General features: G+C 61.1%; 17 protein-coding genes and 1 pseudogene. 10 read left to right on the top strand and 8 right to left on the bottom strand.

All coding sequences use genetic code 11. The features are described from left to right. Window position 1 precedes the first annotated feature (1 nt). The 4 genes and pseudogenes from AB4O36_RS26985 to AB4O36_RS26970 form a co-directional block, all read right to left on the bottom strand. Window positions 2–769: a uroporphyrinogen-III synthase gene (locus AB4O36_RS26985; protein ID WP_460119764.1), complete on the bottom strand. Its 768-nt coding sequence runs from the start codon at window positions 767–769 to the stop codon at window positions 2–4. After that, a complete protein-coding gene (hemC, locus tag AB4O36_RS26980) occupies window positions 766–1707 on the bottom strand; it encodes a hydroxymethylbilane synthase (RefSeq protein WP_460119762.1) in 942 nt (313 codons plus the stop codon). Before hemC ends, AB4O36_RS26985 begins: the two co-directional genes overlap by 4 nt. Before the next feature lie 143 nt (window positions 1708–1850). Next, window positions 1851–2597, bottom strand: a complete 747-nt coding sequence (locus tag AB4O36_RS26975; RefSeq protein ID WP_460119760.1) for a LytR/AlgR family response regulator transcription factor — start codon at window positions 2595–2597, stop codon at window positions 1851–1853. Next, window positions 2594–2713 (bottom strand): annotated as a pseudogene (locus tag AB4O36_RS26970) (sensor histidine kinase); the annotation flags it as partial. The gene AB4O36_RS26975 and the pseudogene AB4O36_RS26970, both read right to left, overlap by 4 nt. A gap of 341 nt (window positions 2714–3054) precedes the next feature. Between AB4O36_RS26970 and argH the strand changes: the two are divergent. Next, window positions 3055–4449, top strand: coding sequence for an argininosuccinate lyase (argH, locus tag AB4O36_RS26965; protein WP_460119758.1), 1395 nt, complete (start codon window positions 3055–3057; stop codon window positions 4447–4449). Window positions 4450–4567: 118 nt separating this feature from the next. Here argH and AB4O36_RS26960 read toward each other — a convergent pair whose 3' ends face one another. Continuing rightward, entirely contained in the window at window positions 4568–5227 is a 660-nt protein-coding gene (locus AB4O36_RS26960) for a glutathione S-transferase family protein (protein WP_460140674.1), read from the bottom strand. A gap of 124 nt (window positions 5228–5351) precedes the next feature. Between AB4O36_RS26960 and AB4O36_RS26955 the strand changes: the two genes are divergently transcribed. The 3 genes from AB4O36_RS26955 (at window position 5352) to AB4O36_RS26945 (ending at window position 9042) form a co-directional block, all read left to right on the top strand. Next, window positions 5352–5636, top strand: a complete 285-nt coding sequence (locus AB4O36_RS26955) for a hypothetical protein (protein WP_460119754.1) — start codon at window positions 5352–5354, stop codon at window positions 5634–5636. A 133-nt stretch (window positions 5637–5769) separates the two neighbouring features. Further along, window positions 5770–6015 carry a TIGR02647 family protein gene (locus AB4O36_RS26950; RefSeq protein WP_460119752.1) on the top strand — a complete coding sequence of 82 codons (246 nt, stop codon included), beginning with the start codon at window positions 5770–5772 and terminating at the stop codon, window positions 6013–6015. Between the two features lie 186 nt (window positions 6016–6201). Then, complete coding sequence (locus tag AB4O36_RS26945; protein ID WP_460140673.1) at window positions 6202–9042, top strand: class I adenylate cyclase; 2841 nt, start codon at window positions 6202–6204, stop codon at window positions 9040–9042. Window positions 9043–9046: 4 nt separating this feature from the next. Here AB4O36_RS26945 and rnk read toward each other — a convergent pair whose 3' ends face one another. The 3 genes from rnk to cyaY all read right to left on the bottom strand — a co-directional run bounded on the left by rnk (window position 9047) and on the right by cyaY (window position 10258). Continuing rightward, entirely contained in the window at window positions 9047–9457 is a 411-nt protein-coding gene (gene rnk / locus AB4O36_RS26940; protein WP_460140672.1) for a nucleoside diphosphate kinase regulator, read from the bottom strand. A gap of 239 nt (window positions 9458–9696) precedes the next feature. After that, on the bottom strand, window positions 9697–9921 hold the full coding sequence (locus tag AB4O36_RS26935; protein WP_460140671.1) for a DUF1289 domain-containing protein: 225 nt from the start codon (window positions 9919–9921) through the stop codon (window positions 9697–9699). Between the two features lie 4 nt (window positions 9922–9925). Next, on the bottom strand, window positions 9926–10258 hold the full coding sequence (gene cyaY / locus AB4O36_RS26930) for an iron donor protein CyaY (protein ID WP_460119744.1): 333 nt from the start codon (window positions 10256–10258) through the stop codon (window positions 9926–9928). Window positions 10259–10444: 186 nt separating this feature from the next. On the opposite strand from cyaY, the gene lptM reads away from it, so the two are divergent. The 6 genes from lptM to AB4O36_RS26900 are packed head-to-tail and all read left to right on the top strand — an operon-like array spanning window position 10445 to window position 15064. After that, the gene (gene lptM, locus AB4O36_RS26925; RefSeq protein WP_368556046.1) at window positions 10445–10627 is read left to right on the top strand and encodes an LPS translocon maturation chaperone LptM; all 183 of its coding nucleotides are present in this window, start codon (window positions 10445–10447) and stop codon (window positions 10625–10627) included. A 9-nt stretch (window positions 10628–10636) separates the two neighbouring features. Further along, the gene (gene lysA, locus AB4O36_RS26920; protein WP_460119742.1) at window positions 10637–11884 is read left to right on the top strand and encodes a diaminopimelate decarboxylase; all 1248 of its coding nucleotides are present in this window, start codon (window positions 10637–10639) and stop codon (window positions 11882–11884) included. A gap of 4 nt (window positions 11885–11888) precedes the next feature. Further along, on the top strand, window positions 11889–12719 hold the full coding sequence (dapF, locus tag AB4O36_RS26915; protein ID WP_460140670.1) for a diaminopimelate epimerase: 831 nt from the start codon (window positions 11889–11891) through the stop codon (window positions 12717–12719). A 13-nt stretch (window positions 12720–12732) separates the two neighbouring features. Further along, entirely contained in the window at window positions 12733–13458 is a 726-nt protein-coding gene (locus AB4O36_RS26910) for a DUF484 family protein (RefSeq protein WP_460119738.1), read from the top strand. Window positions 13459–13460: 2 nt separating this feature from the next. Next, the gene (gene xerC / locus AB4O36_RS26905; protein WP_460119736.1) at window positions 13461–14360 is read left to right on the top strand and encodes a tyrosine recombinase XerC; all 900 of its coding nucleotides are present in this window, start codon (window positions 13461–13463) and stop codon (window positions 14358–14360) included. Continuing rightward, on the top strand, window positions 14357–15064 hold the full coding sequence (locus tag AB4O36_RS26900) for an HAD family hydrolase (RefSeq protein ID WP_460119734.1): 708 nt from the start codon (window positions 14357–14359) through the stop codon (window positions 15062–15064). Before xerC ends, AB4O36_RS26900 begins: the two co-directional genes overlap by 4 nt. Window position 15065 lies beyond the last annotated feature (1 nt).

The following is a 15065-nucleotide window of genomic DNA, read 5'->3' as shown; positions in this document are numbered from 1 at the left end:
ATTAGAGGACGGGTCCGGGGTGTTCCCGTAACGCCGCCAGCAAAGCCGCGGCACTGGCGCCGCGGCAATCCACAACTGTTTGGGCCCCGGCGGCACGTGCCAGCTGGGCAACCCTCGGGCTTGGTACAAACAATGGCAGCTGCGCTAATCGTGGCCAGGCAGCGCCGGCTAATTGGTACAGGTGCTCAAAACCCTGTCCACTGCTGACCACCAGCCCGTTCAAGCGTTCCGCGTTGATCCGCTCGGGCAAGGTTGACGGCGCATAGTGCGGCAGGCCACGACGGTACAGCTCCAGATAATCGACACTAGCACCAAGCTCGCGCATACGCTCGGCAAGCAGTTCGCGCCCGCCCTCCCCGCGCATGATCAGCACCCGCGAATCCGGCCGTGCAACAGCCTCGCGCAGCGCGGCCAGTTGCAGCAAGGCTTCGCTGTCATCACCCTCGGGGGGGAAACTGACATTCAAACCATGATGGTCGAGGATCTGCGCCGTTGCCGCGCCCACACTGAACCACTTCGAGCCTGCGGCTTGCTGCCCATATTGCTTGAGCAACTGCACCGCGATTCTGGCGGCGGGTTTACTGACCACGATGATCGCGCAGTAGCGCGCCAACGCCTCAATCACCTGGCGCATTGTGTCAGAAGCCGGAATCGGTTCGATCTCCAAAAGCGGCAGACTGCTGCTGAAAATCCCCGTTTTCGCCAGCTCCTGGCTCAGCGCTGCCGACTCATCCGCAGGACGTGTCAGCAGCAGGCGCCAGCCGTTCACTCGTGACCAGCCTCGCCATAGACCGCTTTGAGAATGTCATTGGCGCCCTGGCTCAGCAGGTCTTCGGCCACTTGGACACCCAGCGCCTGGGCATCGCCACGCGGCGCCCGGGCCTGGGCACTGAGCAACAGACCGCCGTTCGGATCGCCCACCAGACCGCGCAACCAGACCTGCTCGCCTTCGAGCACGGCGTAGCACGCGATAGGCACCTGGCAGCCGCCATTCAGATGCTTATTCAGGGCTCGCTCGGCCGTCACGCGGGTGGCGGTGTCCTGGTGGTGCAACGGCGCAAGCAGGTCGTGGATTTCGCTGTCGGCGGTGCGACATTCAATACCTACAGCCCCCTGACCACCGGCCGGCAGGCTGTCATCGACGCTGATGGTCGAAGTGATGCGATCTTCGAAGCCCAGGCGGATCAGGCCGGCGGCGGCCAGGATGATGGCGTCGTACTCACCGGCATCCAGCTTGGCCAGGCGCGTGTTGACGTTGCCACGCAGGAAACGGATCTCCAGGTCAGGGCGGCGGGTCAGCAACTGGGCCTGACGACGCAGGCTGGAGGTGCCGACGATGCTGCCCTGAGGCAACGCGTCGAGGCTGGCGTAGGTGTTGGAGACGAACGCATCACGCGGGTCTTCACGCTCGCAGATGCAGAACAGGCCCAGGCCCTGGGGGAAATCCATCGGCACGTCTTTCATGGAGTGCACGGCGATATCGGCTTCGTTTTCCAGCAGCGCGGTTTCCAGCTCCTTGACGAACAGGCCTTTGCCGCCGATTTTCGATAATGGAGAGTCCAGCAGCTTGTCGCCGCGACTGACCATGGGGACCAGCGTCACGAGCAGACCCGGATGGGCCTTCTCCAGACACGCTTTGACGTATTCGGCCTGCCACAGGGCGAGGGCGCTTTTGCGGGTGGCGATGCGAATTTCGCGAGAGGACATGGATCAATCAATCCGTACTGGAAGAGATACGGCGGATGATAACAGCTCAGCCAAATCCACTTTGACTTGTATCAGGTAATACTCGGCCTCCCTGGCCCTGAATGCCCGGTACTCAATGGATAAATTCGCCTGCGCAGGGCGGATTACAGCTGTTGCATCATTTTGCGCACGCCGGCCACATGGCGGCGGCTGACGATCAGGGCATCGCCATTGAGGCCCTTGAGAAACAGTTGGAAATGCCCCAGCGGCGTACGCTGCAAGCGTTCGATGCGGTCGCGAGCGACGAGTGCGTTGCGGTGGATACGCACGAACCGGTCACCGAATTCATCCTCAAGCGCCTTGAGCGGCTCATCGAGCAGCACTTCACCGCTTTCATGGCGCAAGGTCACGTATTTATGGTCGGCAATGAAGTAAACCACCTGCCCCAGCGGGATCAGTTCAATACCCTTGCGGGTACGCGCGCTGATGTGGCTGCGCGGGCCGCTGCCGGACTCGGCGGCAGGACGGGTCAGGGCGGCGAGCTGGACACGATTGGGACGCTCGGCTTTTTTCAACGCATCATGCAATTGTTCTGTACGCACCGGTTTCACCAGATAGCCTACGGCGCTGGCCTGCAAGGCTTCCACGGCAAATTCATCGGACCCTGTGCAAAACACCACGGCTGGCGGGGTTTCGCGTTCGCACAATCGGGCAGCCACCTGCAGGCCATCGAGGCCCGGCATGCCGATATCAAGCAATACGATATCCGGCTTGTGGCTGTCGATCAGTGCCAACGCTTCTTCGCCATTCGTGGCGCTGGGCTCCAGGACACTGTATCCCTCGAGTTCGCCAACCATTCGGCTCAGGCGCTCGCGGGCAAGGGGGTCGTCGTCAACGATCAGGACATTCATATTGCGCTGGATTCCTGCGTGAGTCTCGCAAAAGGATAGCGTAGACAGGTGAAGTGACGTCCGTCACCGCGATCCACGCTAAGACTAGCGCGAGGGCCAAAAAGTGCCGCCGGGCGGACGGCTAAATTTTCATCTGCCGGGTAATTGGCGGCCCAGGCCCGCATTGGCGAGGCATCGCCACAGGGTTTGCTGATACGCAATATGAACACCCCCTCTTCTTATGTAGTCAGCAGGCGCACCCAGAAGTGCATTGTTCCTACTGTCCAACTGTAGACGGTTGCAGGCACGTTATTGCTCAATTGAAAAATATCGTTGCGCATTTCCTGTCGCGGGGGAGTCGATTCCGGCGCGCCCCGGCGAAAACCTGTCGACCAGCGTCAACGACAGGATTGGCAACCCTGTTATTATTCGCGACAGTTTTAACGCCATCTTTATTCCAGCCGATACGAGCGAATTCATGAGCACTGACAAGACCAATCAGTCCTGGGGCGGCCGCTTCAGTGAACCCGTCGACGCCTTCGTCGCCCGCTTCACCGCCTCCGTGACCTTCGACCAGCGCCTGTATCGCCACGACATCATGGGCTCGATCGCCCACGCCACCATGCTGGCCAAGGTCGGCGTGCTGACCGATGCCGAGCGCGACAGCATCATCGACGGCCTGAAAACGATTCAGAGCGAAATCGAGGCCGGCCAGTTCGACTGGCGCATCGACCTCGAAGATGTGCACATGAACATCGAGGCTCGCCTGACCGACCGCATCGGCGTCACGGGTAAAAAACTGCACACCGGCCGCAGCCGCAATGACCAGGTCGCCACCGACATCCGCTTGTGGCTGCGCGACGAAATCGACCTGATCCTGGGCGAGATCACGCGTCTGCAAAAAGGCTTGCTGGAACAGGCCGAGCGCGAAGCAGACAGCATCATGCCAGGCTTCACCCATCTGCAAACCGCACAGCCGGTGACCTTCGGGCACCACATGCTGGCATGGTTCGAAATGCTCAGCCGCGACTACGAGCGCCTGGTGGACTGCCGCAAGCGCGCCAACCGCATGCCCCTGGGCAGCGCCGCGCTGGCCGGCACCACCTACCCGATCGACCGCGAATACACCGCGCAGTTGCTGGGTTTCGAAGCCGTGGGCGGCAACTCGCTGGACAACGTGTCGGATCGTGACTTCGCCATCGAGTTCTGCTCGGCGGCAAGCATCGCGATGATGCACCTGTCGCGCTTCTCCGAAGAGCTGGTGCTGTGGACCAGCGCGCAATTCCAGTTCATCGACCTGCCGGACCGCTTCTGCACCGGCAGCTCGATCATGCCGCAAAAGAAAAACCCGGACGTGCCGGAGCTGGTACGCGGCAAGACCGGCCGCGTGTTTGGCGCACTGATGGGCCTGCTGACCCTGATGAAAGGCCAGCCGCTGGCCTACAACAAGGACAACCAGGAAGACAAGGAACCGCTGTTCGACGCCGCCGACACCCTGCGCGATTCGCTCCGTGCCTTCGCCGACATGATTCCGGCGATCAAGCCCAAGCACGCCATCATGCGTGAAGCTGCACTGCGCGGCTTTTCCACCGCCACCGACCTCGCCGACTACCTGGTGCGCCGTGGCCTGCCGTTCCGTGATTGCCACGAAATTGTCGGCCATGCCGTGAAGTACGGCGTAGACACCGGCAAGGACCTGGCAGAAATGAGCCTGGAAGAACTGCGCAAGTTCAGCGACCAGATTGATCAGGACGTTTTCGCCGTCCTGACCCTGGAAGGTTCGGTCAACGCCCGTAATCACATCGGCGGTACCGCGCCGGCGCAGGTGAAGGCTGCCGTGGTACGCGGCCAGGCGTTGCTCGCTGGCCGGTAAAAGCCCAAAAGCCAAAAGCATCGCGGGCAAGCCCGCTCCCACAGGGATCTCATGAACACTGGGGATCAACTGTGGGAGCGGGCCTGCCCGCGATGACAGCCTCGAATTCGCTACAAATCTACTTCTTGCTCGCCACCCTCGCCATGAACGCCGGCATAGCCGCCTCCCGATCCGCCGCCACCCGCTGAACATTCGGGTTCTGCTCCAGGTGCTCAAGCAGCGCCTTGGCCGCTGGCAATTGCGCCAGCAGATCCATGTCGAACAGCTTTTTCGCCACCCCACAGGCCAGCGGCACGCTGTACAGGAAGTACAGATCCGCCACGCTCAAGCTCTCGCCCACAACATAGGGGCTGAATTTGCCATGACGTCCCAGTGAGGCGATCCCCAGCAGCAACTCGGCCTTGGCCTTTTCCTTGATCGCCTCCGGCAGAATCATGCCAAAGAATGCCTCGGCGTAACAGGCACGCGCGGGCAGTTCGATGTACAGCTCGATTTCCCTGGCCAGCGCCAGTACCTGGGCCCGCTCAAAAGGTTCGACAGGCAGCAATGGCTTGCCCTTTTGGGTTTGCTCGATGTATTCGAGGATGACCGACGTCTCGTTGATGAACCCCTGCTCCACACGCAACACCGGCACCTTGCCGCGTGGGCTGATGGCCAACGCTTCACGCTCCTGACCGCCATAGAATGGCACTTCCTTGAAAGGCAGGTCTTTTTCCAGCAGCGCCAGCTTCACCATGTTGTAGTAGTTACTGACGGAAAATCCATAAAGCTCGAGCATCACAAAGCCTCCAGGCCGTGCGGGGTGGGCAGTGCTTGTTTATAGAACGCTCGAGGCGTTCTCGCCAGCAGCATCACCGCACTGAATACAGGTAAACTGCCCGCCTGAACTTGAGGAGCCTGCCATGAGCGAACCAACAGATATCGACACCGACGAAGAAGAATTCACCGAGAACACCCTGATCGAAGCGATCGAGAACCAGATCGAAAGCGACAACCCGCCCGCCGCCAAGGCCACCTTCAACAAATTGACCCTGGTGGGCTACGAGCGCGAAGAAATCCTCAACCTGATGGCCCACGTCCTGGCGGTAGAAATCGACGCGATCCTCGAAGAAGACCGCGCATTCAACACCCAATGGTACGAAGCCGCACTGCGCGCCTTGCCCGAATTGCCCCCGGAAAAGCAGTGATTTCACAGTCCCTGTAGGCGCGAGCAAGCTCGCTCCTACAGTGAGAAAGACATGGATTTGCACTGGACATGCCGCACAAGCAGGTTCACCTTAGGGACGCTGTCGTCCAATTCCTAGAAAGTCTGGAGTCCCTATGTCGCTTACGCCTGAATTGGTTGCCGAACTGGAAATCCTTGCCCTCTTCAACCTGGACAGTTCCCAGGAAGGTTTGAAAATTCATCAAACCGCTGCCCCAAAAGCTATCGCTGCCGCTCAACGCCTGTATGAGAAAGAACTGATCGACCAGCCCGACGGCGGTTACCTGACCAGTCTTGGCCGCGACGCCGCACAAAGCGTGCAAACGGTGCTGACTATTCTGAAAACGTCGGAAACGGCCTGATCACCAGCGTATAGCCCACGGAAAACCCATCACCGGGATTTCCGCGGGCACACTCCATTGCTTGCCGCGCAACAGAAATCTGACGTCAAAAACAAAATCCACTTAAACGTCCCGCCGCTGGAAGGCTAAACTGCGCTTCATCACGAGACATGATGTCCGAGTCCCTGCGAGCCGGTTTGAGCTGACATGACCCGCACCCATGAAATCCGCCCCGATCTGGACGAAGGCATCGACCGCAAGGTGCTCAGCCAGCTGCGTGCGCGCTTTTTAAAGCTTAATGAAGGTCGCATGGCCCGCGCCATGGAGGGTCTGTCCACCCGCCAGCAGAGCGTTCTGACCCTGTTGCCGCTGTTTTTCCACGTTAATCATCCCCTGCTGCCGGGTTACGTCTCGGGCAGTACCCCCGCCGGGCTGTCCAATTTTGAGCCCGATGCCGACGTGCTGGCCGAAGCCCAGCGCCTGACCCGCTCGTTTTCCTACAAGCCACGCCACGGCAGCAATCCACCCCGCCCGATCCATGGCCTGTTCCTGATGGGCAGTCTCGGCACCCTCGCCCAGGCCGATCAGAGCGACATGGACTTCTGGGTCTGCCACGCGCCAGACCTGACGGAGCAAGCACTCGCAGAACTGCGCAAAAAGTGCCAGCTGCTGGAAATATGGGCCGCGAGCCAGGGCGCCGAGGCGCATTTCTTTTTGATCGAACCGGCCCGATTCGTGCTCGGCGAGCGCGATACGCAGTTGAGTTCGGAAGACTGCGGCACCACCCAGCACTATCTGCTGCTGGACGAGTTCTACCGCACCGCCATTTGGCTGGCCGGGCGTACACCCATCTGGTGGCTGGTACCGGTTTACGAAGAGGCCAGCTACGACCGCTATACCCATACGTTGCTATCCAAACGTTTTATCCGCGCCGACGAATCCCTTGATCTGGGGCATCTGGCCTACATCCCGCCGGGCGAATTCATCGGCGCCGGGCTCTGGCAGCTGTTCAAGGGCATCGAGTCGCCCTACAAGTCAGTGCTCAAACTGCTGCTGACCGAGGTCTACGCCAGCGAGCATCCGAGGGTTCAGTGCCTGAGCCTGCGTTACAAGCAGGCGGTGTTCGCCAATCGCCTGGATCTCGACGAGCTGGACCCCTACATGATGGTCTACCGGCGCATCGAGGAATACCTCATCGGCCGCGGCGAAACCGAGCGTCTCGAACTGGTTCGGCGAGCGCTGTACCTGAAGGTCAACCGTAAACTCACCGGCAGCAGCCGCAGCCAAACCTGGCAGCGTTCGCTACTGGAACGCCTGGCCCACGAATGGCATTGGGATCATCGCCAACTCGTGCTGCTCGACAGCCGCAGCCAGTGGAAAGTCCGCCAGGTGAGCGCCGAACGCCGCGCGCTGGTTAACGAACTCAATTACAGCTATCGCTTCCTGACCGACTTTGCTCGCAGCGAACAAACCGTGAGCTTGATCAACAAGCGCGACCTCAACGTGCTGGGGCGACGTCTGTACGCGGCGTTCGAGCGGAAGGCGGACAAAGTCGAATTCATCAACCCAGGCATTGCTCCCGACCTGGCCGAAGACACCCTGACGCTGGTGCACTCGCCTAACAAGGCCGAATCGGTGCAAACTTACTGGGGCCTCTACAACGGCAGCCTGACCGCGCTCGAATGGGAGCATTTCGCGCCGATCAAACGCAGCCGTCATCTGCTTGAGTTATTGAGTTGGTGCCACCGCAACGGCGTGATCGACAGCAGCACGCGCCTGGCCCTGCATCCTGGCGAGAGCGACCTGAGTGAGTTCGAACTGTTCAACCTGCTCGGCAGCTTGCAGCAAAGCATCGCGCTGCCCTTGACCACGGTTGCCGAGGAACCGCTGCTGCGTGCCAGTGTGCCGAGCGAGGTGCTGATCCTGGTGAACGTCGGCGTGGACCCGCTCAAGCACCATCGTGACCTGAACATCCTGATGACCACGGAGCGCACTGACTCCCTGAGTTATGCCGGAGTCCGTGAGAACCTGGTGCTGACCCTGGATCAGGTCACGCTCAACAGTTGGAACGAAGTATTGGTCAGCCGATTTGACGGGGCTCACGCCTTGCTCGACTGCCTGCGGGACTACCTGAACAACCTGCCGGACGGCCCGCATCAGCCCAGATTACGCGTGCGATGCTTCTGTCATAACCGCGCGCAGTTCATCGCCCGCCGAGTCGAAGAGGTATTCGACACCGCGCAGACCCTGCTGCTGAGCAAACTCAATCATCGCTACCTGATTCAGGTCCAGCAGCATTATCACGTGCTGGAACTGTTGCCCGGCCAGGTCACTCACGTGGCCCATGCCACGCTGCCGGCGCTGTTCGACTACCTGGGTGAAGGACTCGCGAGCTACAGCCCGCTGCACCTGGACCCGATGGCCCTGGAAGATCACGACCTGGCACTGGTCCTGCCCATGGGCCAACCTGCGTGCATTCAGGTTTTTTTCCGCATTCAGGACAATCAGGCCGATTTGTACGTGCTGGATGAATTCAACGCCTTGTGGCAGCAGCGCCTGCCCTACCACGACGAACAAAGCCTGCTGGTGCCGCTGCAACGCTTCCTGCAATCGATCCAGTACCGTCGCGATACCTTGCTGCCAATGGATGCAGACCAGCCGGGCCTCGACATACTGTATTACCAACTGTTGCCTTCCGGCCCCGGACGCGCCCGGCGGGTCGAAGTACGACCAGCGCCGCAAACCCCGGCGGCCAAGCCGTTCTACGACGTGCAGGCCATTGTCGGCAAAGCCGCGCCCGGTGAGGTGCAGGTTACGTTGTACTGCAATCAGCGGGAGTTTTCGGAGCTGGAACATGGCGAACAGCTGTTCAGTGTAGTCGCGCGACAGATTGTCGAGCAGCGCCGCGAAACCGAGCGTTACCGCTGCTACATCACCGACCTGGACCTGTCGGGCCTGATCGGGGATGGCCAGAGTTCAAGCAATTTGTATCTGCGCTACAAGGCCGACCTGGAGCGCGCCTTGAACGACGCACTTGAATTGCTTTGAAACATCATTCCGGGAAGGCGCCGCCATTGGCAGGCTGAAATTCGACTTCCAGCAGGGTCAGCTTCAGGGTTTTGCCACCCGGAGCCGGCCAATCGATGTGCTGCCCGACCTTCAGCCCAAGCAACGCGCTGCCCACGGGCGCCAGGATCGAAATCCGGCCTTCGTCGGCATTGGCATCCTTGGGGTAGACAAGGGTCAGGTGGTAATCCTTGCCACTGCCTTCTTCACGGCAATGCACGCGGGAATTCATGGTCACGACATCGGCAGGCACTTCATCGTGGCCGACCAGGGTCTCGGCGCGATCCAGTTCGGTTTGCAACGAAATAACGCCCGGAAGGTTCTCGTCCAGGCTTTCGATCAGGCGCTCCAAACGTTGAACGTCCAGTCGGGTAAGGGTGATGGAAGGTGCGGTCATGATCAGGGCAGACTCCTTTCTTCTGCACGAAAAAAGCAAAACCCCGCCAGAAACAGGCGGGGTTTTCACAAGCCTCGATGAGTTGAGGCGTATCCGGACACTATCACAGCTCAAAAAATATACAAGCCAGGGGCGTTTGCCTCTGTAGGTGCGAGCATGCTCGCGATGGTCGTGAACGATAACGCTGGCATTCAGACATCCCGCGTGATCGTTGACCACCATCGCGAGCGTGCTCGCTCCTACAGAGGCGGGGTTTGCTTGCGCTGGTCAGCCTGCTCGCAAATGACCCGACGGCGGGCATCATCGGCCGAGCGCCATTCGCGAATGTCTTCGACATGGCGAAAACAGCCGAGGCAGACTTTGTGTTCGTCCAGCCGGCACACGCCACTGCACGGCGAAGGCACTGCGGGACTGACGTTGCTGTAGAGCGGCTTGGGCGGACGAACAGGTGCCGGCTGGGTCACGAACTCACAGACCTTCGAAGTCGAATTCGGCACCGGCTTGCTGCTGGACGATGCGTTCCAGCATCTCGCCCAACTGCTCTTCGCTCTTGTCGCACATCCAGCGCTCGCTTTCTTCGTCGTAGTCGAAGTGGAAGCCACCCGACACAGCGGCCAGCCACAGCTGGCGCAGGGGTTCCTGGCGGCTGAAGATCAACTGGCTGCCGTTTTCGAACTTGACGGTCAGCACACCGGCCGAGCTCTCCAGGTCGATATCCATATCGCTGTCGTCAAAGATGTCTTCCAGGGTTTGCTGGGTGGCATCGACCAGATCGTGGAAACGCGCTTCGGACAAACTCATTACGGCAACCTCAAAAAGTATCTGATCAGACTCAAGCGCCGCAAGATACGACCGAGCCCCGCCGAATGCAAACCTGTGGCAATGGGTATAGACCAACCCCCGCCGGACGGGAGCCCCGCCGCATAGGCAATCTGCCGGGTGGCCGGTATACTCCGGCGCAATTAATGCATTTTCAAGGATTTCGCCATGAAGCGCCTGATCTCTTCCTTTGCTGCGCTCACCTCGATCGTCGCTTTTGCTTGCCTTGTGTCGGCCTGCGGTCAAAAAGGCCCGCTGTACCTGCCAGACGAGAACCAGGACCCTGCCGAACAGGCGCAGTCCTCGCAGAAGCAGCCATCCAAAGCACACAAGCACGACGTCTACCAATAAGGGAACGCCATGGACGCTTTTAACTACCGTGGCGGCGAGCTGTTCGCGGAAGGGGTTGCCCTGTCCGCCATCGCCGAACGCTTTGGCACGCCGACTTACGTCTACTCCCGCGCCCACATCGAGGCGCAATACCTGGCCTATGCCGATGCGCTGGAAGGCGTGCCGCACCTGGTCTGCTTCGCGGTCAAGGCTAACTCCAACCTGGGCGTGCTGAATGTCCTGGCCCGATTGGGTGCCGGTTTCGACATCGTTTCCCGTGGTGAGCTGGAACGGGTACTGGCCGCTGGTGGCAGCGCTGACAAGATCGTGTTCTCCGGCGTCGGCAAGACCCGTGACGACATGCGTCGCGCCCTGGAAGTAGGCGTTCATTGCTTTAACGTCGAATCCACCGATGAGTTGGAACGCCTGCAAGTGGTTGCCGCCGAGCTGGGCGTTCGCGCGCCAATTTCACTGCGCGTGAACCCGGACGTCGACGCCGGCACCCACCCGTACATTTCCACGGGTCTCAAGGAAAACAAGTTCGGCATCGCCATCGCCGACGCCGAAGACGTGTACGTCCGTGCCGCGCAGTTGCCCAACCTGGAAGTGGTCGGTGTCGACTGCCACATCGGTTCGCAACTGACCAGCCTGCCACCGTTCCTCGACGCCCTCGACCGCCTGCTGGGCCTGGTTGATCGCCTGAGCGACTGCGGCATCTACTTGCGCCACATCGACCTCGGTGGCGGCGTCGGCGTGCGGTATCGCGATGAAGAGCCGCCACAGGTGGCTGACTACATCAAGGCCGTGCGCGAACGCCTCGACGGTCGCGACCTGGCGCTAGTTTTCGAACCGGGCCGCTTTATCGTCGCCAACGCCGGCGTGCTGCTGACCCAGGTCGAATACCTCAAGCACACCGAGCACAAGGATTTCGCCATCGTCGATGCGGCCATGAACGACTTGATCCGTCCGGCGCTGTACCAGGCCTGGATGAACGTCACCGCTGTGCGCCCACGCGATACTTCGGCGCGCACCTACGACATCGTCGGGCCGATCTGCGAGACCGGCGACTTCCTGGCCAAGGAGCGTGAGCTGGCCCTGGAAGAAGGTGATCTGCTGGCCGTTCATTCGGCCGGTGCCTACGGGTTTGTCATGAGTTCCAACTACAACACGCGCGGCCGTACCGCCGAAGTGTTGGTGGACGGTGATCAGGCGTTCGAAGTGCGTCGCCGTGAAACGGTAGCCGAGTTGTTCGCTGGCGAAAGCCTGCTGCCGGAGTAAAACCATGCTGCTGCGTTTTACCAAGATGCACGGCCTGGGCAATGACTTCATGGTTCTCGACCTGGTCAGCCAGCACGCCCACATCCAGCCCAAGCACGCCAAGCAATGGGGCGATCGGCACACCGGCATCGGTTTCGACCAGTTGCTGATCGTCGAAGCACCGAGCAATCCGGACGTGGACTTCCGTTATCGGATTTTCAACTCCGACGGCTCCGAGGTGGAACAGTGCGGCAACGGTGCGCGCTGTTTCGCCCGTTTTGTGCTCGACAAGCGCCTGACCGCCAAACGGCAGATTCGCGTCGAGACCAAAAGCGGCATCATCGAGCTGGATGTGCGCAACGACGGTCAGATCAGCGTCGACATGGGTGCGCCGCGCCTGGTGCCGGCTGATATCCCGTTTGTCGCTGACCACGAGGCATCCAGCTACTTGCTCGACGTCGACGGCCAGACAGTCGACCTGGCAGCCGTGTCGATGGGCAATCCCCACGCCGTGCTGCGAGTCACCGACATCAACGCTGCACCGGTGCATGAGCTGGGGCCGAAAATTGAACATCACCCGCGCTTCCCGGCGCGGGTCAATGTCGGTTTCCTCCAGGTCATCGACCGCAACCGTGCGCAACTGCGCGTCTGGGAACGCGGCGCTGGGGAAACCCAGGCCTGCGGCACCGGCGCTTGCGCGGCAGCGGTAGCCGCCATCAGTCAGGGGTGGATGGATTCGCCGCTATTGATCGACCTGCCCGGCGGGCGTCTGTCCATTGAATGGGCAGGCCCGGGCCAACCAGTCCTGATGACCGGCCCGGCAGTGCGAGTCTACGAAGGACAAGTGCGTCTTTGAGCGAGCTAAAACCATGACCGACAAGCCTCAGGTTCCCGCCCGTCAGCCCGACGAATCCCCCTCTGAAAGCCTTGAGGCGGCGGCGATTGCCGCGTATCTCGAGGCGCACCCGGACTTCTTCGTCGAGCACGAAGAACTGCTCGCGTCCCTGCGCATTCCGCATCGGCGTGGCGACACCATTTCGCTGGTCGAGCGGCAGATGACCATCCTGCGCGACCGCAATATCGAGCTGCGTCATCGTCTCTCGCACTTGATGGATGTGGCGCGGGACAACGACCGGCTGTTCGACAAGACCCGCCGCCTGATCCTCGCGCTGATGGATGCCGCCAGCCTGGAAGATGTGGTGATGTGTGTCGAGGACAGCCTGCGCCAGGACTTTCAGGTGCCGTTTGTAAGCCTCATCCTCTTGGGCGACAACCCCATGCCGGTTGGCCGCTGGGTCACCCACGCCGACGCACAGACAGCCATTGGCGGCTTGTTGACGGAGGACAAGAGCGTCAGCGGCACCCTGCGCGAGCATGAGCTGGACTTCCTGTTCGGTGAAGAGCAGCGCAAGCAGATCGGCTCCACCGCCGTTGTCGCCATCAGCCACCAGGGCATCCACGGAATCCTGGCCATCGCCAGCCGTGATCCGCAGCATTACAAAAGCTCGGTGGGCACCCTGTTCCTCAGTTACATCGCCGAAGTCATGGGCCGCGTGCTGCCACGGGTCAACAACCCCCTGCGCTCGGTACGCTGATCGTGGAACGACAACTGGACGCTTACTGCGAACACCTGCGCAGTGAGCGGCAGGTGTCGCCACACACCTTGTCGGCCTATCGTCGTGACCTCGACAAAGTGCTGGGTTGGTGCCTCAAGCAGAACATCGGCAGCTGGGCCGCGCTGGACATCCAGCGCCTGCGCAGCCTGATCGCCCGCCTGCACGCCCAAGGCCAATCATCACGCAGCCTGGCGCGCCTGCTGTCGGCGGTACGCGGGCTTTACCACTACCTGAACCGCGAAGGTCTGTGCGATCACGACCCGGCCAATGGCCTGGCCCCGCCCAAGGGCGAGCGTCGGTTGCCCAAAACCCTGGACACCGACCGCGCGCTGCAATTGCTGGAAGGCGCAGTGGAGGATGATTTCCTCGCGCGCCGTGACCAGGCAATCCTGGAGCTGTTTTACTCCTCGGGTTTGCGCCTGTCGGAGCTGACCGGGCTCAACCTCGACCAACTGGACCTGGCGGACGGCATGGTCCAGGTGCTGGGCAAAGGCAGCAAGACTCGCCTGTTGCCCGTCGGCCAGAAGGCTCGCGAGGCGCTGGAATTGTGGCTACCCCTGCGTGCCATGGCCAATCCGGCGGACGATGCGGTGTTCATCAGCCAGCAAGGCCGTCGCCTGGGACCACGCGCGGTACAGGTACGCATCAAGGCAGCCGGCGAGCGCGAGCTTGGGCAAAACCTGCATCCGCACATGCTGCGCCACTCCTTCGCCAGTCACTTGCTGGAGTCCTCGCAAGACCTGCGCGCCGTGCAGGAACTGCTCGGCCACTCGGACATCAAGACCACCCAGATCTACACCCACCTGGACTTCCAGCACCTGGCGACGGTCTATGACAGTGCCCATCCAAGGGCCAAACGCATTAAGGGCGATGATTCATGACGATCCAGTTGATCACCTTCGACCTCGACGACACACTGTGGGACACCGCCCCGGTAATCGTCACTGCCGAAGCCGTGCTGCGCGAATGGCTGGCCGAACATGCGCCGGACCTGGGCGCGTTGCCGGTCGAGCATCTGTGGGAGATCCGCGAGCGCGTGCTGACCTCTGAGCCTGGACTCAAGCATCGCATCAGCGCGTTGCGTCGTCGCGTGCTGTTCCATGCCCTGCAAGAGGCCGGTTACGCACACGGCGAGGCATCGGACCTCGCCGATCAGAGCTTTGAAGTGTTCCTGCACGCGCGCCATCAGCTGGACATCTTCCCGGACGTGCAGCCGACCCTGGAGATCCTCGCCAATCACTACGCCCTGGGTGTGGTCACCAATGGCAACGCCGATGTACGTCGGCTGGGACTGGCGGACTACTTCAAGTTCGCCCTGTGCGCCGAAGACATCGGCATCGCCAAGCCGGATGCGCGACTGTTTCATGAAGCCTTGCAGCGTGGTGGAGCCACCGCCGAAACGGCGGTGCACATCGGCGATCATCCTGGTGATGACATTGCCGGGGCGCAACAGGCCGGTTTGCGGGCCATCTGGTTCAACCCGGCGGGCAAGACCTGGGAAGCAGAGCACCTGCCGGATGCCGAGATTCGCAGCCTGACCGAGTTGCCGGCGCTGTTGGCGGGTTGGAACAGCACTTCAGCCTGAC

It is taken from the genome of Pseudomonas sp. S2_E01, assembly GCF_054668365.1.
The sequence above is the reverse complement of the archived record's forward strand: the minus strand, read 5'-3'. Positions and strand labels throughout refer to the sequence as shown.